At 75.8% G+C, this 22663-nt stretch carries 20 protein-coding genes; 8 read left to right on the top strand and 12 right to left on the bottom strand.

Annotated elements, in window-relative coordinates; all coding sequences use genetic code 11:
- Positions 1-85 precede the first annotated feature (85 nt).
- Positions 86-1108 (top strand): NADP-dependent oxidoreductase, encoded by a 1023-nt coding sequence (locus AMIR_RS17535; RefSeq protein WP_015802296.1) that lies wholly within the window; start codon positions 86-88, stop codon positions 1106-1108.
- A gap of 48 nt (positions 1109-1156) precedes the next feature.
- On the top strand, positions 1157-2107 hold the full coding sequence (locus tag AMIR_RS17530) for a phosphotransferase (protein WP_015802295.1): 951 nt from the start codon (positions 1157-1159) through the stop codon (positions 2105-2107).
- On the opposite strand, the gene AMIR_RS43070 is transcribed toward AMIR_RS17530, so the two are convergent.
- Positions 2041-2613, bottom strand: coding sequence for an ArsR family transcriptional regulator (locus tag AMIR_RS43070; RefSeq protein ID WP_084798917.1), 573 nt, complete (start codon positions 2611-2613; stop codon positions 2041-2043). The two genes, AMIR_RS17530 and AMIR_RS43070, sit on opposite strands and share 67 nt — an antisense overlap.
- Before the next feature lie 44 nt (positions 2614-2657).
- Between AMIR_RS43070 and AMIR_RS17520 the strand changes: the two genes are divergently transcribed.
- Positions 2658-2861, top strand: coding sequence for a hypothetical protein (locus AMIR_RS17520; RefSeq protein ID WP_041836828.1), 204 nt, complete (start codon positions 2658-2660; stop codon positions 2859-2861).
- A 94-nt stretch (positions 2862-2955) separates the two neighbouring features.
- Here the strand turns inward: AMIR_RS17520 and AMIR_RS17515 are convergent, their stop codons facing one another.
- From AMIR_RS17515 to AMIR_RS17490, 6 genes are all read right to left on the bottom strand, one after another.
- Positions 2956-4107 (bottom strand): cytochrome P450, encoded by a 1152-nt coding sequence (locus tag AMIR_RS17515; protein WP_015802294.1) that lies wholly within the window; start codon positions 4105-4107, stop codon positions 2956-2958.
- A 264-nt stretch (positions 4108-4371) separates the two neighbouring features.
- On the bottom strand, positions 4372-4857 hold the full coding sequence (locus AMIR_RS17510) for a MarR family winged helix-turn-helix transcriptional regulator (RefSeq protein ID WP_015802293.1): 486 nt from the start codon (positions 4855-4857) through the stop codon (positions 4372-4374).
- A gap of 147 nt (positions 4858-5004) precedes the next feature.
- Entirely contained in the window at positions 5005-5970 is a 966-nt protein-coding gene (locus AMIR_RS17505; protein ID WP_118948354.1) for a PP2C family protein-serine/threonine phosphatase, read from the bottom strand.
- Between the two features lie 2 nt (positions 5971-5972).
- Complete coding sequence (locus AMIR_RS17500; protein WP_015802291.1) at positions 5973-9008, bottom strand: tetratricopeptide repeat protein; 3036 nt, start codon at positions 9006-9008, stop codon at positions 5973-5975.
- Positions 9009-9099: 91 nt separating this feature from the next.
- Positions 9100-10059, bottom strand: coding sequence for a glutamate ABC transporter substrate-binding protein (locus AMIR_RS17495; protein WP_015802290.1), 960 nt, complete (start codon positions 10057-10059; stop codon positions 9100-9102).
- On the bottom strand, positions 10056-11315 hold the full coding sequence (locus AMIR_RS17490) for a hypothetical protein (RefSeq protein WP_015802289.1): 1260 nt from the start codon (positions 11313-11315) through the stop codon (positions 10056-10058). The genes AMIR_RS17495 and AMIR_RS17490 overlap by 4 nt, the downstream gene beginning before the upstream one ends.
- Positions 11316-11424: 109 nt before the next feature.
- On the opposite strand from AMIR_RS17490, the gene AMIR_RS17485 reads away from it, so the two are divergent.
- Positions 11425-12162 carry a metallophosphoesterase gene (locus AMIR_RS17485; protein ID WP_015802288.1) on the top strand — a complete coding sequence of 246 codons (738 nt, stop codon included), beginning with the start codon at positions 11425-11427 and terminating at the stop codon, positions 12160-12162.
- On the opposite strand, the gene AMIR_RS17480 is transcribed toward AMIR_RS17485, so the two are convergent.
- Positions 12159-12662 carry a riboflavin biosynthesis intermediates N-glycosidase gene (locus AMIR_RS17480; RefSeq protein ID WP_245554623.1) on the bottom strand — a complete coding sequence of 168 codons (504 nt, stop codon included), beginning with the start codon at positions 12660-12662 and terminating at the stop codon, positions 12159-12161. The two genes, AMIR_RS17485 and AMIR_RS17480, sit on opposite strands and share 4 nt — an antisense overlap.
- Positions 12663-12840: 178 nt before the next feature.
- On the opposite strand from AMIR_RS17480, the gene AMIR_RS17475 reads away from it, so the two are divergent.
- Complete coding sequence (locus AMIR_RS17475) at positions 12841-14388, top strand: FAD-dependent monooxygenase (RefSeq protein WP_015802286.1); 1548 nt, start codon at positions 12841-12843, stop codon at positions 14386-14388.
- A 40-nt stretch (positions 14389-14428) separates the two neighbouring features.
- On the opposite strand, the gene AMIR_RS17470 is transcribed toward AMIR_RS17475, so the two are convergent.
- From AMIR_RS17470 to AMIR_RS17460, 3 genes are all read right to left on the bottom strand, one after another.
- Positions 14429-15007, bottom strand: a complete 579-nt coding sequence (locus AMIR_RS17470; RefSeq protein WP_015802285.1) for a pyridoxamine 5'-phosphate oxidase family protein — start codon at positions 15005-15007, stop codon at positions 14429-14431.
- A 66-nt stretch (positions 15008-15073) separates the two neighbouring features.
- Positions 15074-17578, bottom strand: a complete 2505-nt coding sequence (locus AMIR_RS17465; RefSeq protein ID WP_015802284.1) for a polynucleotide kinase-phosphatase — start codon at positions 17576-17578, stop codon at positions 15074-15076.
- The gene (locus tag AMIR_RS17460; protein WP_015802283.1) at positions 17578-18945 is read right to left on the bottom strand and encodes a 3' terminal RNA ribose 2'-O-methyltransferase Hen1; all 1368 of its coding nucleotides are present in this window, start codon (positions 18943-18945) and stop codon (positions 17578-17580) included. The genes AMIR_RS17465 and AMIR_RS17460 overlap by 1 nt, the downstream gene beginning before the upstream one ends.
- A gap of 99 nt (positions 18946-19044) precedes the next feature.
- On the opposite strand from AMIR_RS17460, the gene AMIR_RS17455 reads away from it, so the two are divergent.
- Together AMIR_RS17455 and AMIR_RS17450 are read left to right on the top strand one after the other, a co-directional pair.
- Entirely contained in the window at positions 19045-19449 is a 405-nt protein-coding gene (locus AMIR_RS17455) for a YdcF family protein (protein ID WP_015802282.1), read from the top strand.
- A gap of 134 nt (positions 19450-19583) precedes the next feature.
- A complete protein-coding gene (locus AMIR_RS17450) occupies positions 19584-20093 on the top strand; it encodes a hypothetical protein (protein ID WP_015802281.1) in 510 nt (169 codons plus the stop codon).
- Positions 20094-20154: 61 nt separating this feature from the next.
- On the opposite strand, the gene AMIR_RS17445 is transcribed toward AMIR_RS17450, so the two are convergent.
- Entirely contained in the window at positions 20155-21279 is a 1125-nt protein-coding gene (locus AMIR_RS17445) for an erythromycin esterase family protein (protein ID WP_015802280.1), read from the bottom strand.
- 122 nt (positions 21280-21401) lie between these two features.
- Here AMIR_RS17445 and AMIR_RS17440 point away from each other — a divergent pair, with 122 nt between their 5' ends.
- Positions 21402-22085, top strand: coding sequence for a MerR family transcriptional regulator (locus tag AMIR_RS17440; RefSeq protein ID WP_015802279.1), 684 nt, complete (start codon positions 21402-21404; stop codon positions 22083-22085).
- Positions 22086-22663 lie beyond the last annotated feature (578 nt).

Genomic DNA, 22663 nt, shown 5'->3' with positions numbered 1-22663 from the left:
CGGCGTCCCCGTACGCGGACCCGCGCCCGCCGCGCGCCCAGACTCGGTCTCGGGCCCCGGAGGTCGGGGCCGCGAGGAGGCTGACGTGGACGAGCTGGTCAACCGGGCGTTCCGGCTGCGCGGGAGGCCCGCCGGGGTGGCGGACGAGGCCGCGCTGGAGCTGGTGCGCGAACCGGTCGGGGAGCTGCGCGACGGGCAGGCGCTGGTGCGCACGCTGGTGCTGTCGGTGGACCCGTCGAACCGGGTGTTCATGAGCGAGATCCGCAGCGACCTGCCCCCGGTGGAGGTCGGCGCGGTGATGCGGGGCTTCGGGCTCGGGCGGGTGGTGGCCTCGCGGCGGGCGGACCTGCCGGTGGGGGCGCACGTGCTGGGCATGACCGGCTGGCAGGACTACCGGGTGGCCGACGACCGGGAGCTGGAGGGGCCGTTCCAGGTGCTGCCGGACCCGCTGCCCGCCGGTCCCGAGGAGCTGCTCGGGGTGCTCGGGCTGACCGGGATCACCGCCTGGCTGGCGGTGGAGATCGCCGACCCCCGGCCGGGGCGCACCGTCGTGGTGTCGGCCGCCGGGGGCGCGGTCGGGTCGATCGCCGGGCAGCTGGCGCGCGAGCGGGGCGCGCGGGTGGTCGGGATCGCGGGCGGGGCGGACAAGTGCCGGCACGTGGTGCAGGAGCTGGGGTTCGACGCGTGCGTGGACCGGCACGACCCGCGCTGGCGCGAGCTGCTGGACGCGGCGACGCCCGACGGGGTGGACGCGGACGTGGAGAACGCCGGGGGCGAGGTGTTCGACCACGTGCTGACCCGGTTGGGGACCGGGGCCAGGGTGGCGCTGTGCGGGATGATCGCCGACTACAGCGGGGACCCGGCGCGGCGGTGGGGCGTGCGGAACCTGGTGGAGGTGCTGGAGCAGCGGGTGTCGGTGCGCGGGTTCCTGGTGACCGACCACGCGCAGCGGTTCGGGGAGATCACCGGTGAGCTGGCCGCGCGGATCGCGGACGGGCGGCTGCGGTACGAGCAGGACGTGGTGGAGGGGCTGGAGAACGCGCCCGAGGCGCTGGAGCGGGTGCTGCGGGGGAGCAGCCGGGGCAAGGTGCTGGTGCGCGTCGGGTGATCGGATAACCGGTGGCCCGTCCGCCCGTCGCGGTGGGATCATCCCGCCATGACCGGTTTCGCAACACCGCAGGACACCGCCGCACGCACCGCCGCCGCGCTCGACGCGGCCGTCGAGGCCGGTCGGGAGCTCGGGCTGGACGTCGGCGAGGCCGAGGTGCTGTACGAGCTGTTCTCCGTCGTCGTGCACCTCGCGCCCTCGCCCGTCGTGGCCCGCATCCCCGTCGTGCTGCCCGCCACGACCACGCTCGACTCGCTCGCCGCGCGGCAGCGGGACGAGCTGGCGGTCGCCTCGTGGCTGGCCGGGCGCGGGGTGCCGGTGATCGAGCCCAGCCCGCTGACGCCCGCCGAGCCGGTGCGGCGGGGTGGGTTCTCCATGACGTTCTGGGCGTACGTCGAGCAGGACCGGGGACGGGAGCCGGACTACGCGGCCAACACCGAGAGCACGGCGCGGTTGCACGCGGCGTTGCGCGACTACCCCGGTGAGCTGGCGTTCCTGTCCTCGGCGGAGCCGGAGTTCGTCACGGCGGCGCTGGCCGAGCTGGCCGGTCGGCCGGACCTGCTGGCCGCCGACGACCTGGAGCGGGCGGTGCGCGAGTGGGAGGTGCTGGAGCCTCTGGTGCGGTCGCGGGAGGCGTTCGAGGCGCGGTTCCCCGGCGTCGACCTCCAGCCGGTGCACGGCGACTCGCCGCCCGCGAACATCTTCCACGGGGTCGACGGGGACCGGTACTCGGACTTCGAGATGGTCACCCTCGGGCCCGTGGAGTGGGACCTGGGCGGGCTCGGGCCGCTGGCGCCCGCGTACGACGAGGGGGCGCGGGAGGTCGGGATCAGGGAGCTGGACGCGGACGTGCTGGCGTTCGTGGACGCGGTGGGGAAGTTGCGGATCATCGCGTGCCTGACGCTGGCGCCGCAGCTGCCGGTGCTGGCCGACTACCTCACGCCGGCGGTGGACCAGTGGCGGGCCGGGGCGTTCGCCGGGGGCGTCGTGGCGGGCTGACCGGCGGTTCGTCGTTCTCGGGGAGGGGCCTCACCGGGTGGTGGGGCCCCTTTCCAGTGCAGGGCGAGGACGGTCGCGAGGAGGCCGGGGAAGCGCTCCTCGAACTCCGGGCGCAGCGAGTGCCAGCAGCGGGCGCCCTCCGGCCGGACGCGCACCACGCCCGCGTTGCGCAGGATCGTGAAGTGGTGGCTCAGGGTCGACTGGGAGACGGGCACGTCGAACCGCGCGCCCTGGTGCTCCCGGCCGTCGCCGAGCTCGCGCACGACGGCCAGGCGGACCGGGTCGCCCAGGGCGGACAGGGCCTTGACCAGGGGGGCGTCGGCGAGGTCGGGGTCCCGTTCCGGGCGCTGGTGCGCAGGGTGAACGCGGTGGTGCCCGGCGCGGAGCCGGTCGTGGGCGACGTGGACGACCCGGCGACGTTGCCCGCCGCGATCGACGCCGCCGTGGCGGCCGGGGGTGTCCGCGGTCGGCGCGCTCACCGTCCCGGCCGGGGTCGCCACCTTCATGGCCGACCTGACGTTCCTCAGCCCTGTGCAGTTGCGGCCGGCCCATGACATCGCGGTGGTCCACCTGGTGCCGGTCGTCGGGCAAGCACGCCCAAGCGGTCTCCCGGGGCGAGGCGGAGGTGGTCGAGGTCGCCGGGACGCTGGTCAGGCGCACGCGCCACCCCCGGCCGCTGCTGCGGGCGGCGGACGCGCGCGGGAAGGCGGTGATCGCCGAGCTGCGGGAGCGGTGCGGGCGGCGGGCCGGGTGAGCGCGCCGCCGCCCGCGTCGTCGTGCTCACCCGGCTCAGTGCCAGATCCACCGCTGGGGCGGCGTGGCGGTGAAGACGCGCTTGAGCATGGCCATCATGGGGGTCCACCTCCTTCGCTGTCGGTCGTCGGGCGCGCGGCGGCGCGGTCCAGGTGGGTGGTGAACGGGCGGGGGACCGCGCCCTCGACCATGACGGGGCGGGTCTCGCCGCCTGCGACGCCCACCCGCCCGGCCCCGGTCAGCGCGGTCAGGGCGTCGGCGGCCATCGCCTGGGCGACGCTCGCGCCCACGCACGCGAAGGGGCCCAGCCCGAACGGCAGGTACAGGCCGCGCCCGGTCGGGTCCGCCCAGCGCTCGGGGCGGAACTCGCCGGGGTCGCGCCAGCCCGACCGGTCGTGGTGCAGCAGGTAGGGGCTGACCGACAGCAGTTCGCCGCGCGGGAAGGCCAGGCCGCCGAACTCGACCGGGCCGCCCAGCTCCCGGCCGACCATCCACACCATCGGGCGGTGCCGCAGGGCCTCGCGCAGCACGTGCTCCACCGGGTGCGGCCACGGCGGCGGCCCCAGGTGCAGGCAGCCCAGCAGCAGCGCCCAGGACAGCGACGAGCTGACCGGGGCCAGCACCGAGCGGAACAGCACCAGGTACACCCCGGCCACCACGCGGTCGTCCGGCGGGCAGGCGCGCAGGGCCGCGTCGAGCAGGTCGCGCGGGGCGGTGGTCTCGGCGCGGCGGCGCGCGGACTCCTCGGCCAGCGCGGTCAGCAACCGGGCGCGCAGCACCTCGGCGCGGGCCCGCCGCCACGCGCTCGCGCCCCGGAACAGCACGCCGCCGTGCACGGCCCGCCCGAGGAGCTCCCGCAGCCGGTCCGGGGAGCCGGGGCGCAGCAGCACGTCGGCGAGGCAGCGGTGCAGCAGGTCGGTGCCCGCGTCGGGCCAGCGGGTCCGCGCGGGCAGCTCGGCGACGGCGGCGCTCAGCGCGGCCCGGTAGGCGGACAGGTGCTCGCGCAGCAGGTCGCGGGCGGCGTGCCCGACCCGCACCTGGTCGGACCGGGTGGGCAGCAGGTCGGCGAAGAACCCGGAGCGGCCCGAGTTGTGCTCGGGGGAGCGCAGCACCTCGCGCGCCAGGTCGGCGTCGCTCACGCACCACCCGCCCCACGGCAGCCGCACGGCCGGGGCGCGGTCGTCGCGCAGGGCGTCGAGGAACCCGAAGGGGTCGTGCTCGAACCTGCGCTTCTCCGCAGCCCTCATCGGTCGAACCGCCTCCACGGGTGTGCTGCCGGTGCGGGGGAACCGCTTTCGGGCCGCGTCGCCCAGGTGGTGCGCTGTGCGGTGGGTCACTCCCGACTGTAGTGCCGAGCCCTGACCAGGGGGAATAGCCAGGATGGCCGAAGCGGAGCGGCGCCGGGGCGGTTCTGCGGGGGCACGGGCGGGGCAGGGCGCCGCGCGCAGGCAGTCGGCGAGCCGGTCGTCGTCCAGCCCCGGTCGGGTGCGGCGAACGCGGCGGACCAGGGGCTACTCGTGCGCCTGCAGCAGCCTGCTCAGCGCGTCCGCCACCAGCTCGCGGGTCTGCGGCGGCAACGGGGACAGCAGGTCGGCGCAGTGGGCGGCGTGCTCGGTCAGCAGGGCGTCCACCAGGTCGCGGCCCGCCGGGGTGAGGCTGACCCGCACCACCCTGCGGTCCTTGCGCTCGGGGGTGCGCCGGATCAGGCCCTTGGCCGTCATGCGGTCCAGGCGGTTGGTGATGGCGCCCGCCGTGACCAGCGACGACGTCAGGAACGCGCCCGCCGTCAACCCCCGCTCGCCGCCCGCGCGGCGCAGGGTGGTGAGGACGTCGAACTCACCCGGTTCCAGGCGGTGTGCGGCCAGGAAGTCGCGCTGGGCGCGGTCCAGGAGCCTGGCCAGGCGGGTCACCCGCGTCAGCACGGCCAGCGGGGTCAGGTCCAGGTCCGGGCGCTCCTCGGCCCACTGGTCCAGCAGCTCGTCCACCACGTCGCCCACGGCCGGTCACCTCCCAGGAGCGGGAGGTTACCTCGCCCGAACGGGTTAACGGCCGAGGTCGGGCAAACCTGTGGGTGCGGCGACGGGGAGTTGCCGCGCCCACAGGGGTGAAACCAGGCCGCTCGGGCGGGGGACGGGGTGAGAACCTCAGCCCCCGCCCCGCAGCTGCACCACCACCACGGTGATGTTGTCGTGCCCACCCGCCTCCAGCGCCACGTCCACCAACCTCCGCGCCGCCTCCAGCGGCGGCACGCCCAGGGGCAGCGCGTCCGCGATGTGCTCCGGCTCCGGCAGGTAGTTCCACAGCCCGTCGCTGCACAGCACCAGCGCCCCCGCCGTCGCCGGTCGCAGCGACACCACCTGCGGGGTCGAGCTCTCCGCGCCCGAGCCGAGCCAGCGCGACAGCACGTGCGCCCGCCGGTCGGTCTTGGCCTCCTCCTCGGTGAGCTGCCCGGTCGCCACCAGGTGCGCCGCCCAGGTGTCGTCCGTGGTCAGCCTGGCCGCGCCCGACTCGGCCACCAGGTACGCCCGGCTGTCGCCGATCCAGCCCACCGTGACCGTGCCGTCCAACCCGACCGACGCGGACACGAACGTGCAGGACGGCGCCAGCTCCGGGGCCTCCGGCCTGGCCAGCCTGCTCACCGCCGCGCCCGCCGAGGTCGCCGCGTCGGTGGTGGCCTGCTCGGTGTCCGACCCGGCCAGCACCCCGGTCAGCAGCACGTCCAGCGCCGTGTCGGCGGCCAGCTGCGAGGCCTGCTCGGCGCGCTCGGAGGACGCGACCCCGTCGCACACCACCACCGCCAGCCCGCGCCCGCGCGCCCGGCCGAACGCCATCGAGTCCTCGTTGCGCTTGCGCCGCCTCCCCCGGTCGCTCACCCCGGCCACGCCGGGAAGGGTGAACTCGACGCGGTCGCGCGGCGACGGCCGGGTTCTGCCGCACTGCGGGCAGGCGCCGTCCTCCCCGTAGTCGCCCTCCCCGCACGGGCACCGCTCGTCGGGCAGGGCGGGCGGCCCTCCGACGGGGGTGCGCCGCAGGCGCAGGTTGCGGCCACAGGCCGCGCAGAACCGGTCTTGCGCCGTCACGGGGGCGGCGCACTCGGGGCAAGCATCCATGATCACACCAGTGTCCTCGGCCGGACCGCGTTCGCGCGGTCGACCAGCGCTATCCGTTCCTCCGGGGTGTCGGCGAGCCTGGCGAGCAGCCGGTAGCTGCGCTCCAGACCGAGCCGCAGCCCCTTGTCGGTGACCGCGCAGCCCAGCAGCCGCGCGCTCACCCTGCGGTCCTCCGCCGGGACGGCCAGCGCCGCCGCCAGCAGCTCCGCGGTCAGCTCGGCCCGACGTCCCGCGTCCAGCGCGAGCGGCTCCAGCAGGGAGCCCGCCCGCAGCACGTCCGCGATACCGCCCATGGCCAGCACGTGCACCGCGCTCACCCGCGCGGCCACGTGGTGCCGGGACGTGTCCGGCACCGTGTGCAGCACCTCCACCGCCCCGTCCCGGTCGTCGTCGCACGCCAGCAGCGCGCGGGCCAGGCCGAACGCGGCGGCGGTGTGCGCGTGGTCGGTGCGCCACACCACCCGGTACAGCTCGGCCGCCGCCCGGTGCTCGCCCGCAGCCTCCGCGCACACCGCCGCGGCCAGCTTCGGCGCGGCCTCGCCGGGCAGCACGTCGCCGATCCCGTCGAACAGCTCCCGCGCCGCCGCCACCCGCCCGCCCGCCAGGGCGATCAGGCCCCGGTACCAGTCCGGCCGCCAGTCGTCGGAGGCGGGCGCGGCCGGGTCGTCGTCGGCCAGCCGGTCCAGGGCGTCCAGCTCGGCCAGGGCCTGCGCGGGCAGGTCGCTGTCCAGCAGGGCCCGCACCACCCGCAGCCGCACCTCCAGGGTGACCTCCGGGGCGCGCCGCAGGATGCGCACCACCTCGGACGGCTCGCCGGTGGTGGTGGCCAGCAGGCCCGCCGCCGGGTCGCCCAGGTCGACCTGCGGCACCGCCAGCCCCAGCGCGGCCTCGCCCCGGTCCAGCTCGCCGCCGCAGCCGAACGCGCGCCGCTCCGGCGTGAACTGCCGCGACAGGCCCGGCCGCTGCCTGCCGTCCTGCGCGGCCAGCACCTCCCGCAGCACCCCGGTGAGCTGCTCGGCCATCTCCCCGGCCGAGGCGAACCGCCGGTCCGGGTCCGGGTCGCAGGCGCGCAGCAGGAACCGCCGCAGCGAGTCGTGCTCGGCCAGCAGCGGCTGCTCGGCCGAGTCGGGCAGGGACTTGAGGTGCTTGCCCCGGAAGTCGAAGCGGAAGCACATCAGCGCCAGCGCCCGCCCGACCGTGTACAGGTCGGAGGCCACCGACGGGCCGCGCTTGCCGATCTCCGGGGCCTGGTAGCCGACGGTGCCGTAGATGGGGGAGGTGCGGTCGTCGGCGCGGCGCACCGCGCCCAGGTCGATGAGCTTGAGCTGCTCCTCGGTCTGGATCACGTTGTCCGGCTTGAAGTCGCAGTACAGCAGGCCTACGCCGTGCAGGTAGCCGAGCGCGGGCAGCACCTCCAGCGCGTAGGCGATGGCCCGCTCCACCGGCAGCGCGCCCGACCGGTCGTTGATCAGGTCCTTGACGGTGGTGCCGCCGACGTACTCCATGACGATGTAGTCGGTGGGGTCGCCGGTGCGCCGGTCGGTGTGCCGCACGAAGTTGTGGATCTTCACGATGGTGGGGTGCTCGACCTCGGCCAGGAACCGGCGCTCGGCGACGGCGGCGGCCTTCGCGTCGGCGTCCCCGGAGTCCAGCAGGCCCTTGAGCACGACCCAGCGGTTGGACACCGCGGTGTCGGCGGCCAGGTAGATCCAGCCCAGGCCGCCGTGCGCCAGGCAGCCGAGCACCTCGTACTGGCCGTGCAGCAGCTCGCCCCTGGCCAGCTTCGGGGCGAACGAGTAGCCGTGGCCGCAGTGCGTGCAGAACCCCTCGACCAGGCCGGGGCGCCCGGAGCGGGTGCGCCCGACCTCCTTGCCGCAGGCGCTGCAGAACCGCTTGGCCTCGGGCACCTCGGGGTTGACCAGCACCGCCTGCTTGGGGTCCCGGTAGGGCACCGGCGGCACCTCGACCAGGCCCGCGCCGAGCCTGCCGCGCGGGGCTGCGGACCGGGTGGAGCCCCGCCGGGTCCGGCCGCTGGACGAGCCGGAGCCCGCGGAACCGGTTCGGGAGCGGGAGCCCGAGCGCGACTTGGAGTCGCGGGAGCCGCGCACCGACCGGCCCCAGGTGGCGGGCCACGCGGCCGTGCCGCCGGGACGACCGGCGGTGTCGGGCACGGTGCCCTCGGCGGTGGCCGGGCCGCTGTCGTCGTCATCGTCCCAGGTGGGGGCCTGGGCGCGGGTGCCGCCGCTGTCGGCGCTGTCGGGGTCGTCGTCGAAGCGCGGGGGACGGGCGCGGGTCGCCCCGCTGTCCCGGTCCGCCTCGGGCGCCCACGCGCCCGTCGCGCCGCTGTCCGGGCCCGCGTCGGGTGACCAGGCGCCCGTCGCGCCGCTGTCCGGGCCCGCGTCGGGTGACCAGGCGCCGGTGGCCGCGCTGTCCCGGCCCGCGTCCGGGGACCACGCGCCGGTCGCCGCGCTGTCGGACGACCAGGCGCCGGTGGCCGCGCTGTCCGGGGCCTCGTCGGCGGGCCAGGCGCCGGTCGCGCCGCTGTCGTCGTCCCACGTCGGCCGCCGCGCCTGGCCGCCGTCGCGCTCGACGGGCGGGGACGTGCGGCGGGGTGGGGCGGTCGCGCTCGTGGCCGTCGCCGGGAACAGCTGGGCGCGGGTGTCCTCGCCGGACCGGGCGTTCGGGATGCCCCCCGACCGGCCGGACCCGTCGCCGTCGGCCTGGGCGGTCCAGTCCAGGGGCACGCTGGAGCGCGTGGCCCCCGGCGCGGTCCGGTCCCACGACGGCGCCTGCCTCGCCGTGCCCTCCGAGGGCGCGGTGTCCTCCGAGGGCGCTGCGCCCTCCGGCGAGGGCGCCGGGTACGCGGCCGTGCCGTGCTGCACGGTGCCCTGCGGCGCCGTCCCCTGCTGCGCGCGCCGCCGGGCCGCCCGCCGCGCCGCGTTCACCGGGGCGCGCTCGGCGGGCTGGCCGCACAGCGGGCAGAACGCGTCCTCGGCCGCCAGCTCCCCGGTGCAGCCCGGACTCGCGCACCCGGTCATCGGACGACCTCGCTGGTCATCGCCGCTCCTCCGCTCCGGCACCCACCCGCACCTCCCCACCCGCTCCAAGCCCACCCGCTCCAGCCCACCGTCAGTCCCGGTACTCCGGCGCGGGCGGCGCGGGCGGGTCGCCCAGCCACTTGCGGTGGATGCGCGCCCACGTCCCGTCCGCCCGCACCCGCTCCAGCACGCCGTTGACGAACCGGGTCAGGTCGTCCGCGCCCTTGGCCACGCCGATCCCGTACGACTCGGTGGTGAGCCGGGGCCCGACCACCTCGGTGTACGGGTCCTGCGCGGCGAACCCGGCCAGGATCGTGTCGTCGGTGGAGATCGCGTCCACCTGCCCCTGCTGGAGCATCACCAGGCAGTCCGTCCAGTTCGGCACCGCCACCGGCACCGGCCCCGACGGGTGGGCGCGCACGTGGGCCAGCGAGCTGGAGCCGGTCGTCGCGCACACCTTCCGCCCCGACAGCGCGGTCAGCCCGGTGACGCCCGAGTCCTTCGGCACCAGCACCCGCTGCCCGGCCTCGTAGTAGCTGGTGGAGAAGTTGACCCGCCGCCACCGCTCGCAGGTGATCGTCATGGTGCGCACCACCACGTCCACCTCGCCGGTCTCCAGCGCGGGCAGCCGCTGGTCCGAGTTGAGCACCCGGAACCGCACCTTGGTCGGGTCGCCCAGCAGCGACCGGGCCACCTCGCGGGCCAGGTCCACGTCGAAGCCCTGCAGCTCGCCGGTGAACGGGTCGCGGAACCCCATCAGGTAGGTGTTCTGGTCCACGCCCACCACCAGCTGCCCCCGCTCGGCGATGCGCCGCATCGTGCTGCCCGAGGGCATCGCGCCGGGCGCGGGCAGCGGCCGGGACGGGCGCAGGCTGGCGGTGCAGTCCTGCCCTGCGGTGGGCTCCTGGGCCTCGCGGGGCAGCACGGTGGCCTCCGCCGGTCCCGGCCGCACCGCCGAGTCACCCCCGATCGGGGGCGCCGAGCTGGGCACCGGCGCGCACGCGGTCGCCAGCAGCGCCGCCGCCAGCACCACGCCCCGCCGCGCCCTCACCGGTACTCCTTGAGCCGCTGCCACACCCCGGCCAGGCACGCGAACGCGGCGATCGCGGACAGGAACGCCACCACGTCCACCGCCCCGCCGAGCGCGCCGCGCGCCGACGCGACCGCGCCGTTGGCCTCGGTGCGGGCCGCCACGAGCGCGTCCACCAGGTCCCGGTCCAGCGCGTCGAACGCGGAGGCCGCGCCCTCGGAGCCGGTGCCCAGCGCCAGGTCGACCGCGCCCTCCCAGTCGCCCCGGTCGTCGGCGGCGCGCAGCATCGCGTGCGCCCGCTGCCAGCGCCGGTGGTGCTCGCCCGCGTCACCGGCGTGGGCCTGCGCGAGCAGCTCCTCCAGCTCGCCGTCCAACCGCCGGTAGCCGTCCTCGTAGGCGGTGGCCCCGCCGCCCCTGGTGACCAGGGCGAGGGTCTCGTCGCCGCGCGCGCTCAGCGTGGTGATGCGGGCCTGGGCGAGCACGTCGACCTGCCGGGCGGCGGTCTGACCGGCGCCGGTGTCGGCGACCACGACCAGGCTGGCCACCAGCGACCACATCAGGGCGATCACCGAGGCGGCGCTGGCCACGACCAGGCCGATGTTGAGCAGCCGGTTGCTGGTCAGGAACAGGTAGCGCTGCGCGCCCGCCAGCGCGGACAGCAGCACCCCGCCCAGCAGCAGCTCGGTCCACGGCAGCACGCCGGCAGCCGCCAGCTCGGAGGCGGTGGCGTCGGACTGGGCGCGGTGCAGGTCGTGCGCGGCGGGCAGCAGCGTGCCGCGCATCAGCTCGGACGCCTCCCGCAGGTAGGCGGCGCCCACCGGGTTGCCCTGCCGGTTGTGCACGCGCGCGGTCTCGACCAGGCCCGTGTAGACGGGCAGCTGCTGCGCGAGGGTGTCGATCTCGTCCGCCAGGGGCCCCGCGCGGGTGAGGGCGTCGGTGGCGGCGGACAGGGCGGAGGAGGCGCGGGCGATGTCGTCCTCGTAGCGCTGGCGCAGCTGCGGCGACTCGACCCCGCCGGACAGGAACGCGCTCGCGGCGGTCGCGTCCGCGTCGGCCATCGCCCGGTAGACCTCCTGCGCGGCGTACGCCAGCGGCTCGGTCTGGTCGGCCAGCACGCTCAGCGCGTCGGTGCGCCGCTGGACCGACTGGGCGGTCAGCAGACCCACCAGCAGGCTCAGCCCGGCGAGCGCCAGGGCGAGCAGGGTGAGCCGTCCGGGGGTGGTCCTGGCCAGGTTCAGCGCGCGCCTCTGCAGGGCGCTCCGGGCTCTGGACCGCACCGGCACGTGCCTACACCCCCGAGTTCGTTCGGGTGGCCAGCTATCTGGCCCAGTGGACTGGAGCGTACTTTTCCGCTGATCGGCTCAGGCTGCGAATCGGAGGAAAGCAGTGATCATCCTCGCGCACTTCAGCGACACCCACTTCGACGGGGGTGACCACGCCGCCCCCAGGGCCGAGCGCGTGGTGGGCTACCTGCGCGGACTCGCCCGTCCGGTCGATGCCGCAGTGCTGACCGGCGACGTGGTGGACAACGGGCTCCGGGTGGAGTACGAGGAGGCTGCGCGGGTGCTCGGCGGGCTCGGGCGGCCCCTGCTGGCGCTGCCGGGCAACCACGACTCCCGGTCGCCGTTCCGCGAGGTGCTGCTCGGCGAGGGGCCGGGGGACGGGCCGGTGAACCGGGTGGCGCGGGTGGGCGAGGTGGTGCTCGCGCTGTGCGACTCGACCGTGCCCGGCCAGGACGGCGGGGCGCTCGCGGACGAGACCCTGGAGTGGCTGGACGCGGTGCTGGCCGAAGCCGCCGGGGCGCCGACCCTGGTGTGCCTGCACCACCCGCCGGTCCCGGTGCGGCACCCGGTGCTCGACCCGATCGGGCTGGACGCGCCGGAGCGGCTGGCGCGGGTGGTGCGGGGCCGCAAGGGGCTGCTGGCGCTGCTGTGCGGGCACTCGCACAGCCCCATGGTCGGGTCGCTGGCCGGGGTGCCGGTGCTCAGCGCCCCCGGCGTGGTCTCGACGCTGGCGCCGCCGTGGGAGGGCGAGAAGCCCAACGACAGGGGCGCGCCGCCCGCGCTGGCGTTCCACGTGGTCGAGGACGGGCAGCTCACCACCCACTACCGGCTCGTCCCCTAGTCGCCCGCGGCCAGCCGGGCGCGGGCGAGCATCAGCGCCTCACCGAGCAGGTTGAGCCCGCGCCACTGGTCGGGGTCGGTGGCGCGGGGGTCGTCGGCGGCGAGCCCGATGCCCCAGATCCGGTCCACCGGGCTCGCCTCCACCAGCACCCGCCCGCCGGTGCCCAGCAGGTAGGCGCGCAGGTCGTCGTGCTGGCCGAACTTGGCCTCGTTGAGCCGGGCGACCAGCTCCAGGCGCTCGCGCGCCCAGGTGTCCTCGTCGAAGCCGCGCACCTGGCGGCCCAGCGACTTGGCCTCACCGGGCGTGCGCGCCTCGGCGACGCGGCCCGCGGTGCGCTCGTCGCCGAACAGCAGCGCCTTGCCGGTCATCATGGCGTGCTCGGCGGTGGGGTGGACGCGCCCGTCCAGCTCGAACGGCCGCTCCCACCACTGGCTCAGGCACTCCCGCCCCAGCTCTCCGTCGCGGTGCGGGGTGTGGCCCCAGAAGAACAGGTGTCCCATGGGGGCATTCCAGCCCATCGCGGGCGCTGGGGACCAGCGGTTTTCCCGGTGCGCGCCCACACATCCCGTTCGTGGCGCCACCTCAAGGTATATCCCGGACCTGGGCTTGCCACAAGACCCCGTGCGGGGCGCACAATCCCTCCCGCCGGCGCGGTGAACTGGGAGAACGGGAGCGGGCGTGGACGTCGACGTGGTCGTGGTGGGGGCGGGGCCGACCGGGTTGGCGCTGGCGGGTGAGCTGGCGCTGGCCGGGGTCCGCGCGCTCGTGCTGGAGCGGCGGCCAGGGCCCTCGCCGGAGCCCAGGGCCAACGGGCTGGGCGGGCAGGTCCTCGAACTGCTGCGCTGCCGGGGGCTGCTGGCTCGGGTCGAGGCCGCGTCGGGGGCGGAGCACCCCGCGCCCCGGTACCCGTTCGCCACCCTGCACCTGGACTTCACCGGGCTGGCCGACCCACCGTTGCGCGGGGTGGCGCTGCCGCAGGCGGGGGTGGAGCGGGTGCTGGCCGAGTGGGCCGTGGAGCTGGGGGCCGAGGTCCGGCGCGGGTGCGAGGTGGTCGGCCTGGCGCAGGACGAGGGGGCGGTGACCGCGCGGCTGCGCGGCGGTGGCGAGGTCACCGGGCGCTACCTGGTGGGGTGCGACGGCGGGCGCAGCCGGGTGCGGGAGCTGCTCGGCGTCGGGTTCCCCGGCCAGACCTACCCGGAGGTGCACCGGCTGGGGCAGGTGCGGGTGCCCGCGTCGGTGACCAGGCGCGACGGCGGCCACCTGGAGCTGCCGGGGGTGGGCAGGGTCGGCGCGGGCGAGTTCACCCGAACGGAGCGCGGGGCGTTCGGCATGGGCTGGCTCGACCCGGACGTGCTGATGGTGTCCACGACCGAGGAGGCCGGCGAGGTCGACGAGGGCGCGCCGCTCACCCTGGCCGAGCTGGCGGGCAGCGTCGAGCGGGTGCTGGGCGCGCCGCTGCCCATGGAGGGCGCCACCCGGCTGTCCCGCTACCGCCACCACGCGCGCGCGGCCGAGCGCCACCGCGTGGACCGGGTGTTCCTGGCGGGCGAGGCCGCGCACCGCTTCCCGGCCACCGGCGTGGGCATCGGCGCGGGGATGCTCGACTCGGTCAACCTGGCCTGGAAGCTCGCCGCGACCCTGCGCGGCTGGGCCCCGCCCGGCCTGCTCGACACCTACCAGTCCGAGCGCCGCCACGCCACGGCCCGCACGATGCTGCACACCCAGGCCCAGGTGGCGCTGCGGCGCGGCGAGGACCCGGCGGCGCTCGCGCTGCGCGAGCTGGTCGGCGAGCTGCTCGTCGACGAGCAGCCGCTGCGCAGGCTGGGGGCGCTGGTCGCGGGCGCCGAGCTGCGCTACCCGTTCCCCGGCGCCCACCCGCTGACCGGCCGCTTCACCCCGAACCCGGCCCTGCGCACGGCGTCGGGCGCGACCGACGTCGCGGGCCTGCTGCACGCCGCCCGCCCCGTGCTGCTCGCCCTGGCCGACCGCCCCGACCTGCTCGCGGCGGCCGAGCCGTGGCGCGACCGGGTCGACCGGCACACCGCGACCGCGCCCGACCCCGTCGCCGCCGACGCCCTGCTGATCCGCCCGGACGCCCACGTCGCCTGGGCCGCCGCCCCCGGCGAGCCCGCGACGACCGCCGTCCCCGCGCTCCGCGAGGCGCTCACCACCTGGTTCGGCGAGGCGACCCGAACAGCTGCGCCGGGTCACGGGCAGCGGCGCTGAGCTCCTCGCCCGATCACCACCCGCCCCACCCGATCGCCCCTCACCCGCGCGGCGGCACCGGCATCGGCAGGGCGGGCAGCCCGTCGATGCTCGCGCTGTTGTGCGGCTTGCCCTCGCAGTACGCCCGGAACTCCTCGTCGCTCTTGCGCCCGAAGTGCTGGGCGTGCAGCTCCCGCTCGCCCCGGTAGTCCAGGAACGGCACGGCGTACCCGCAGGTGTCGCTGACCAGCTCGGCCGTCACGACCACCACCGCCCGCAGCCCCGGCCCGTCCGCCTCGCCGAACCCGGCCACCAGGTCGGCGAAGCGCGGGTCGTCGCGGAACACCGGCTCGCCGCTCCCGTGCACCCGCACGATCTTCGGCGGCCCGTCGAAGGCGCACCACATGAGCGTGATGCGCCCGTTCTCCCGCAGGTGGGCGATGGTCTCGGCGTGGCTGCCGCCGAAGTCCAGGTACGCCACCCGCCGCTCGTCCAGCACCCGCAGCGTGCCGGAGCGGCCCTTGGGTGAGACGTTCACGTGCCCGCCGGGGTCCAGCGGGGCGGTCGCGGTGAAGAACACCGGCTGGGCCTCGATGAACTCCCGCAACCGGCCGTCGATGCGCTCGTAGGTCTTCCCCATGCCGGCCAGTATCGACCGGTGCGGCGGCCCGGCGGAACACGAATTCCACCGGACCGCCGCACCACCTCACAGCCTCGGGTCGACCGGCTCGGACTCCATGGCCAGCACGGCGAACACGCACTCGTGCACCCGCCACAGCGGCTCCTCGCGCGCCACCCGCTCCAGCGCCTCCAGCCCCAGCGAGTACTCCATGACCGCCAGCGCCCGCTTGAGCCCGAGCCCGCGCTTGCGCAGCCGCTCCAGGTTCGCCGGTTCGGTGTAGTCGGGGCCGTAGATGATCCGCAGGTACTCGCGCCCGCGCACCTTCACGCCCGGCTGCACCGGCCCGCGCTCGCCGACCACGAGGTTGGCCAGCGGCTTGACGACCATGCCCTCGCCGCCGTCCGCGGTGATCGACTCCCACCAGCGCACGCCCGCCGCGACCTGCTCCTCGTCGCCGGTGTCGACGACCAGGTGCGCGGTGCGGTGGAACAGCTCGCCCTCCAGCCGCGCCAGCACGCCCAGGTGCCACAGGTGGTCCCGGTCGTGGAAGACGCGCCCGCGCGCCGCCAGCACCTGGAACGGGGCCAGCTTCAACCCGGCCAGGTCCTCGGTGGGCCAGCAGTAGCGGCTCCACGCCCTGCGGTAGCCCTCGGCGTTCGCCCGCCGGGACCGGGTGCGCTCCAGCAGCGCCCCCACGTCGACCCCGCGCCCGGCGGCGGCCTCCAGCGCGGACGTGGCCACACCCAGCGACCCGGACGCCGCCGCGCCCACCGACGCGTACTGCTGCCGGATCAGCCCGTCGGCCTTGGCGTTCCACGGCATCAGCTCGCAGTCCAGCAGCAGCCAGTCGGTGTCCAGCTCCTCCCACAGCCCGGCGGCCGTCACCCCGTCGCGCACCCGCTCCAGCACCCGCCGCTCCAGGTCGCCGTCGAAGAACGGCCGCCCGGTGCGGGTGTGCACCACGCCCAGGTCGCCGGCGCCCTCGACGTCGCGGCGCACCAGCACCACGGCCCGCGACCCCATGTGCTTCTCCTGGCACACGACCTGCCGCACGCCCCAGGCCCGGTACTCGGCGAACGCCTCGTCCGGGTGCTCCAGCAGGCCCTCGCGCTTCGAGGTCGCCACCGGCGACATCGTCGGCGGCAGGTACAGCAGCCGCCGGGGGGCCACCGCGAACCGGCTCATCACCTCCAGCGCCGCCGCGGCCTGGTCGGCGCGCACCGTGATCCGGCCCCGGTGGGCGGTCTCGACGCCGCGCTTGCCGGTCACGTCGTCCAGGTCCAGCGCCCCCGCCTCCCGCTCCGGCGCGACGGGCGCCAGCGGGCGCACCGGCTCGTACCAGACCTGGTGCGCGGGCACGGCCACGACCTCGCGCTCGGGGTAGCGCAGCGCGGTCAGCTCGCCGCCGAACACCACGCCGGTGTCCAGGCACATCGTGTTGTTGACCCACTCGGCCCTCGGGGTGGGCGTGTGCCCGTAGAGCACCGTCGCCCGGCCCCGGTAGTCGTCGGCCCACGGGTAGCGCACCGGCAGGCCGTACTCGTCGGTCTCGCCGGTGGTGTCGCCGTACAGCGCGAACGAGCGCACCCGGCCGGACGCGCGGCCGTGGTAGTGCTCGGGCAGGCCGGCGTGCGCGACGACCAGGTCGCCGCCGTCGAGCACGTAGTGGGCGACGAGCCGGTCGCAGAACCGGGTGGCGGCCTCGCGGAACTCCTCGTCCTGCCCGCCGAGCTGCTCCAGCGACTCGGCCAGGCCGTGCGCGACCTTGACCTTGTGCCCGCGCAGGGCGCGCACCAGCTTCTGCTCGTGGTTGCCGCACACGCAGAACGCGTGCCCGGCCTCGACCATGCCCATGACCAGGCGCAGCACGCCCGGCGTGTCCGGTCCCCGGTCGACCAGGTCGCCGACGAACACCGCGCGCCTTCCCTCGGGCGGCAGCGCGTCCACCGGGCGGCCCCGCTCGTCGCGCACCAGCTCGTAGCCCAGCTCGACCAGCAGCTCCTCCAGCTCGGCGCGGCAGCCGTGCACGTCGCCGATGACGTCGAACGGGCCGCGCTCGTGCCGCAGGTCGTTGAGCAGCCGCTCCGGGACGATCACGGCCTCGTCCACGTCCCGCTGGGTGCGCAGCACGTGCACCCGGCGGAAGCCCTCGCGGCCGAGCCGGTTCAGGGACTTGCGCAGGGCGGTGCGCTGGCGGCGCACCACGTGGTCGCCGAAGTCCCGGTCGGGGCGGGTGGCGTTGCGGGCCAGGCACACCGCGTCGGGGGTGTCGAGCACGATCGCGACGGGCAGCACGTCGTGCTCCTTGGCGACCGCGATCAGCCGCGCCCGGTCGGCGGGCTGCACGTTCGTGGCGTCCACGACCGTGGTGCGGCCGGCGGCCAGGCGCTTGCCCGCGACGTAGTAGAGCGAGTCGAACGCCGCGCCGGACGCGGACTGGTCGTTCTCGTCGTCGGCGACCATGCCCCGGAAGAAGTCGCTGGAGAGCACCTGGGTGCGCGTGAAGTGCTGGAGCGCGAACGTGGACTTGCCGGAGCCGGAGGCACCGACGAGCACGACCAGGCTCGGCTGGGGGATCGTCAGCTCCATCAGTCCTCGGTCCTCTCCAGGGTGAAGACGGCGGCCTGGGTGGGCGCGCCGCGCTCGGGGTCCTCGTCGCCGATCGGCAGGTAGTGGGTGGTGTAGCCGGTGCGCTCCGCCACGCCCTCGGCCCACTCGCGGAACTGCGCGCGGGTCCACTCGAACCGGTGGTCGGCGTGCCGCAGCGACCCGGCGGGCAGGGTCTCGAACAGCGGGTTGTACTCGACGTTGGGCGTGGTGACCAGCACCAGGCCGGGGCGCGCGCAGGCGAACACGGCGTGCTCCAGCGCGGGCAGCCGCTCCGGGTCGACGTGCTCGACGACCTCCATGAGCACGGCCGCGTCGAACCCGGTCAGGCCCCGGTCGACGTAGGTCAGCGCGCCCTGGCGCAGCTCGACGCGGGCGCGCTGGCGCTCGCCCATGGTGTCCAGGTGCAGCTTGCGGGCGGCCACGCGCAGGGCGTGCGCGGAGACGTCGACGCCGAGCACGCGGGTGAACTGCGGTTCGGCGATCAGCGGGCGCAGCAGCGCGCCGCCGCCGCAGCCCAGGTCGACGACGCTGCGCGCGCCCGCCTCCCGCAGCACGGAGATGACGGTCTCGCGGCGCTGGCGCGCGAGGGACACGCGCGGTGGGGCGAGGGCGTTGTCCAGCTCCTCCGGCTCGACCTCCTCGGCCTCGGCCAGGCTGGACAGCGAGGACAGCACCTCCTCCACCAGGGTCCTGCGGTTCAGCAGGTAGCGGCGGGTGATCAGCTCCCGGTCCGGGTGCTCGGGCAGCCAGCCCTCGCCCGCGCGCAGCAGCTTGGCGGCCTCGTCCTGGTCGACGTGGTAGTGCTTGTCGCCGTCCAGGACGGGCAGCAGCACGTACAGGTGGCGCAGCGCCTGGGACAGCAGCAGCTCACCGGTCAGCACGACGCGCGCGTAGCGGGAGTCGCCGAGGTCCTCGCCCAGCGGCAGCACCTCGGCGTCGACCCGCCAGCCCAGCGGCGCGAACAGCCGCTCGACCAGCCGGTGCGGCACGGCAGGCAGCTCCACGCGCAGCGGCAGCGGTTCGGCGGCCAGCTCGGGGCGGGCGTCGCAGCGGCCGTTCATGGCGGTGCGGAACACGGACCCGAGGGCGACGGCCATCAGCGAGCCGGAGGTGTAGGGGCGGTCGTTGACGTACTGGGTGAGCGTGCTGCCGTGACCCCGCACCAGGCCGACGGGGTCGACCTCCAGCAGGAGCGCGACCGTGCACGCCTGCTCGTCGGCTCGGGGGTAGAAGACGTGGGCGGGGCCGGAGGAGGTGGTGAAGGTCTGCGCGCGGTCGGGGTGCTTGTGCAGCAGGAACCCGAGATCGGTCGCGGGAGCGCGGGTGGTCGTCACGGTCAGTAGCACGCGGGGGAGTGTGTCCTGTCGGGACCGGTCGGCGCAGGTGGTTTTTGGTGGCCGCACCTGTTCAGCCACTGGCGTGGCGGGGGCCGCCAGGGTGGCGCGGTGGTGGTGCGGAGGGGTGTGGTCGGGGTCGGGTCCTTGCTGGTGGTGTGCGGGGGAGCGGTGGGCGGGACGCGCCCGGAGGCGGACCTGCTCGCCGAGCACGCCCGCGCCCTCGGCTACCGGGGCCCGCTGCTGCGGGAGGCGGGCAGCCGCACGACCTGGGAGAACGTGCGCGAGGTCGGGCCGCTGCTGGAGGGATTCGCGCGGATCAGGCTCGTGTCGAACCCCTTCCACGCCGAGAAGGCCCGCGAGTACCTGTGGCGCCAGCACCCGCACCTGGCGGCCCGGCTGGTGCGGGCGGGCGACCAGCGGGTCGGCGAGTGGCTGCTGCTGAAGCCGCTGCTGGCGGTGCTGGGGCGCCGCAGGATGCGCCACGTCGACGCGGGAGGCCTGCGGCGCGCTTGACCAGGCTTGCCCCTTCGGGAGCAGCCCCTCCGCTCGCCCGTCGGTGGACGTTTTCCCAACCCCGACGCCCGTCGTGGTCGAGCGGCGCATCGTCGGGTCGTCGGAGTTCATCCGGTGATCCAGGGGGGATCAGCATGAGCGGACGTGTGTTCCGCGGTGTGATGATCGTAGCCGCCGTGCTCGTGGCGCTGGTGGGGTTCACGCCGGCGGGCATGGCGGCGTCGGTCGCGGCGTCGGTCGCGGCGGCGGGGGTGGCCGCAGCGGGTGACGCCCAGCCGAGGGGCGGGATCGTCGTGGTCCCCGCCGCTCCCGAGGCGGGGTCCGACGCCTCCGTCGAGCCGTTCGGCGCGAACTGCGGCGGGGTTCTCGACCCGTGCGGGATCGTGAACAACCGCACCACCAGGTCGCTGGAGGCCGCCAGGGACTCCCGGAGCCACACGTCGTGCCCGCTCTGGGCCGACAGCACCGCCCACCCGCGCAAGTCGGTGGCCCCCGGCCGCAACTCGAACCAGTCGCCCGAGCACTTCAAGGACACCGACTGCTTCCGCTCGACCACCTGCTCGGTGTTCTACCTGGGCTGGCACGCGCCCGGTGAGTGGATCAGGATCTGGAGCTCGGTCCACATCCACGACCTCGGCTGCTGAACGAGGCCGGTCGGCTGAGAGCGGCGCCGGGTCCGCGTGCGCGGGCCCGGCGCCCGTCCGTTCACCCCTGCCTGATCTCCGGCAGGAACAGCACCGCGTCGTAGTCGCGCGGCGCCGCCGGGTCCAGGGGGAAGTAGCTCAGCTGCCGCTCCGACCCGCCGCGCTTGCGCGCCCCCCGCGACAGCTCCACGACCTCGTCCGCCCCCACCAGCGCGGGCCGGTCGTAGCGCGCGGCCAGCCTGCCCTCCACGGTGTCCGCCTCCGGCTCGCCCAGCCCCTGGTGCTCGGCCACGCCCACGGCGGTCGCGATCACCGCGTGCCTGCGCTCCGGCCGCGCGGCCAGCAGCGACCCCGCGCTGGGCCAGCGGACCACCGCGCCGCCCACCTCCCAGTCGATCGCCGAGGCGCGCAGGTGCTGGTTGTGCGCGAACACCAGCGTCGGGCCGCGCTCGGTCAGCGCGCGCAGGTTCTCCGCCATCACCGAGTCCCGGATGCCGCCCGCCCTGGGGAACCGGTCGGGCGCGTCCTCGGCCATGACCGCGTGGTAGGCCAGCAGCCCGGACGCCGCGCGCAGCCCCAGCTCGACCTCCCACCGCTGCTCGGGCGTCCGGTCGGCGGCGCGCGCCGCGGCGTCCCAGCGCAGCTCCTCCACGACCACCCGCAGCGCGGCGACCCTCGGGTCCGACCCGATGGACCGCGACGGGTCCCGCGCGGCGGCGGGCTCCACCCACGGCTCGTCCGGGCCGAGCAGCTCGTCCACGCGCGTGGGCAGCGGCCCCTGCCAGGCCAGCTCCAGCGCCGCGCGGGGGCTGTCGGCGGCGGTCATCTCGGTGGGCGCGTCGAACCCGGCGAACCCGACCGGGTCGTGCGGGTGGGCGCGGTTGTGCCCGGCGAGCAGCCGCAGCAGCTCGGCGGACCCGGGGGCCTCGCCGAACCCGTGGCTGAACCCGTCGCGCAGCACCTCCGCCTCCTCGCCGGCGCCGGTGCGCACGTGCTCGTCGACGAGCCTGCCGCGCAGGCAGCAGCTCTCCACCGACACGGTCCGGTAGCCGTGGTCGGCGATCAACCGGCCGAACAGCTCGTTGCGCAACGCGGGCAGCGCGGGTTCGAAGTGCATGGCCTCGCCGAGCGCGAGCAACCGCGGCGTTCCGAGCAGGGCGGTGACGTCCAGGTCTTCGGGGAGCATGACGGCCTTCCTGGGTGGCGGTCTTCGGGCCCCTTCGACGCTATCGTTGATGTGACGGTGTGGAGTTATGCCGAGAAAACGCAGCTCGACAACCCAAAAACCTCAAACCAAGGCGAGGCTCTATGCGCACGGTCGACCTGGCGCGGGAACACGGTCTGTCCACCCAGGCGGTGCGCAACTACGAGGCGTCCGGCGCCCTCCCCGAGGCCGAACGCGCCCCCTCGGGCCACCGCCGCTACACCGAGCGCCACGCCGCGGCCCTGCGCGCGTTCCTGGCGCTGGCGGCCGGTCACGGCCACGCGGTGGCCACCGAGATCATGGTCGCCGCGAACGAGGGCCGCCTGGAGCAGTCCCTGGATTTGATCGACCGCAGCCACGCCGCACTCCTGGCCGACCGCGCCGCGCTGGACGCCGTGGCCGCGGCCCTGACCACCCTGACCACCACCCCGCCCCAGTCCCGCACCCCGCTCCCGGTGGGCGCGCTGGCCCACCGCCTGGGCGTCCGCCCGGCGACCCTCCGCCGCTGGGAGTCGGAGGGCCTGCTCACCCCGGCCCGCGACCACGCGGGCCACCGCGCCTACCACCCGGAGGACGTCCGCGACGCCCACCTGGTCGCCCAGCTCCGCAAGGGCGGCCACCCCCTGCCCGTGATCGCCCCACTCCTGACCGACCTGCGCACGGGCGCCCCGGACTCGGTGGCCGCGGCCCTGACCACCCGCCGCACCCGCCTGCACACCCGAGCCCGCGCGATGCTCACCGCCGCCGCCCGCCTGGACGCCTACCTGGAGGTCCGGCGCCCCCGGTAGGGCCCACGGCCGCCCCGCCACCGGGGCCGCGACGGCCGATCGATTTGCTCAACACCGCAGGTCAGATAGCCTCCGCCACTCGGGCGGGTAAATCTGTGCTGGCGGGAGTAGACATTCGGCGGCGGCTGTGTGTAGTATTCTCCCCGTAAGCAGCGAGGAGCAGTGGCACGGGAGATGACGAACTACCCGTGAGATCGACAGCAGGACGGTCGGACGTGTCGGGGCCAATCAGTGAACGGGGCCTCTGCGGCAGTGGACCGCGGGTCGGCTGGTGGAAGGGACCGGAGCAGTGGTCCCGGCGCCGGTGACCCGGAGAAGTGGTGAAGCAGTTCGAGTTCGGCACAGCAAGTGCGGTGCGGCCAGGTCTGTCGGAGCCGATCAGTGGAAGGGGCTCTTGGCAGGTGGCCGCGGGCGGTCGGTGAGGTGAATCCGGCATGTGCATCAGGACCGGTGCCGACCGTCACGTGAGATTGTCAGTCAAGTTGGTCAGAGGAGAAGGGAAGGGTTGCACACCATCGGATCGCCCGTTCTCGGTTGAACTCGGCCGGACGGGTACCGCGGCGCCATCGGATGGGAAG

Origin of the sequence: Actinosynnema mirum DSM 43827, from assembly GCF_000023245.1 — a bacterium.
Lineage (GTDB): Bacteria > Actinomycetota > Actinomycetes > Mycobacteriales > Pseudonocardiaceae > Actinosynnema > Actinosynnema mirum.
This window is presented reverse-complemented; position numbering and strand designations above follow the sequence as displayed.

What these genes read in the sequence shown, in the direction of transcription:
- AMIR_RS17530 (WP_015802295.1), top strand. Translation starts at nt 1,157, where the DNA reads ATGACCGGTTTCGCAACACCGCAGGACACCGCCGCACGCACCGCCGCC.
- AMIR_RS43070 (WP_084798917.1), bottom strand. Translation starts at nt 2,613, where the DNA reads ATGAAGGTGGCGACCCCGGCCGGGACGGTGAGCGCGCCGACCGCGGAC.
- AMIR_RS17520 (WP_041836828.1), top strand. Translation starts at nt 2,658, where the DNA reads ATGACATCGCGGTGGTCCACCTGGTGCCGGTCGTCGGGCAAGCACGCC.
- AMIR_RS17515 (WP_015802294.1), bottom strand. Translation starts at nt 4,107, where the DNA reads ATGAGGGCTGCGGAGAAGCGCAGGTTCGAGCACGACCCCTTCGGGTTC.
- AMIR_RS17505 (WP_118948354.1), bottom strand. Translation starts at nt 5,970, where the DNA reads ATGGATGCTTGCCCCGAGTGCGCCGCCCCCGTGACGGCGCAAGACCGG.
- AMIR_RS17500 (WP_015802291.1), bottom strand. Translation starts at nt 9,008, where the DNA reads ATGACCGGGTGCGCGAGTCCGGGCTGCACCGGGGAGCTGGCGGCCGAG.
- AMIR_RS17480 (WP_245554623.1), bottom strand. Translation starts at nt 12,662, where the DNA reads ATGGGACACCTGTTCTTCTGGGGCCACACCCCGCACCGCGACGGAGAG.
- AMIR_RS17470 (WP_015802285.1), bottom strand. Translation starts at nt 15,007, where the DNA reads ATGGGGAAGACCTACGAGCGCATCGACGGCCGGTTGCGGGAGTTCATC.
- AMIR_RS17465 (WP_015802284.1), bottom strand. Translation starts at nt 17,578, where the DNA reads ATGGAGCTGACGATCCCCCAGCCGAGCCTGGTCGTGCTCGTCGGTGCC.
- AMIR_RS17450 (WP_015802281.1), top strand. Translation starts at nt 19,584, where the DNA reads ATGAGCGGACGTGTGTTCCGCGGTGTGATGATCGTAGCCGCCGTGCTC.
- AMIR_RS17445 (WP_015802280.1), bottom strand. Translation starts at nt 21,279, where the DNA reads ATGCTCCCCGAAGACCTGGACGTCACCGCCCTGCTCGGAACGCCGCGG.
- AMIR_RS17440 (WP_015802279.1), top strand. Translation starts at nt 21,402, where the DNA reads ATGCGCACGGTCGACCTGGCGCGGGAACACGGTCTGTCCACCCAGGCG.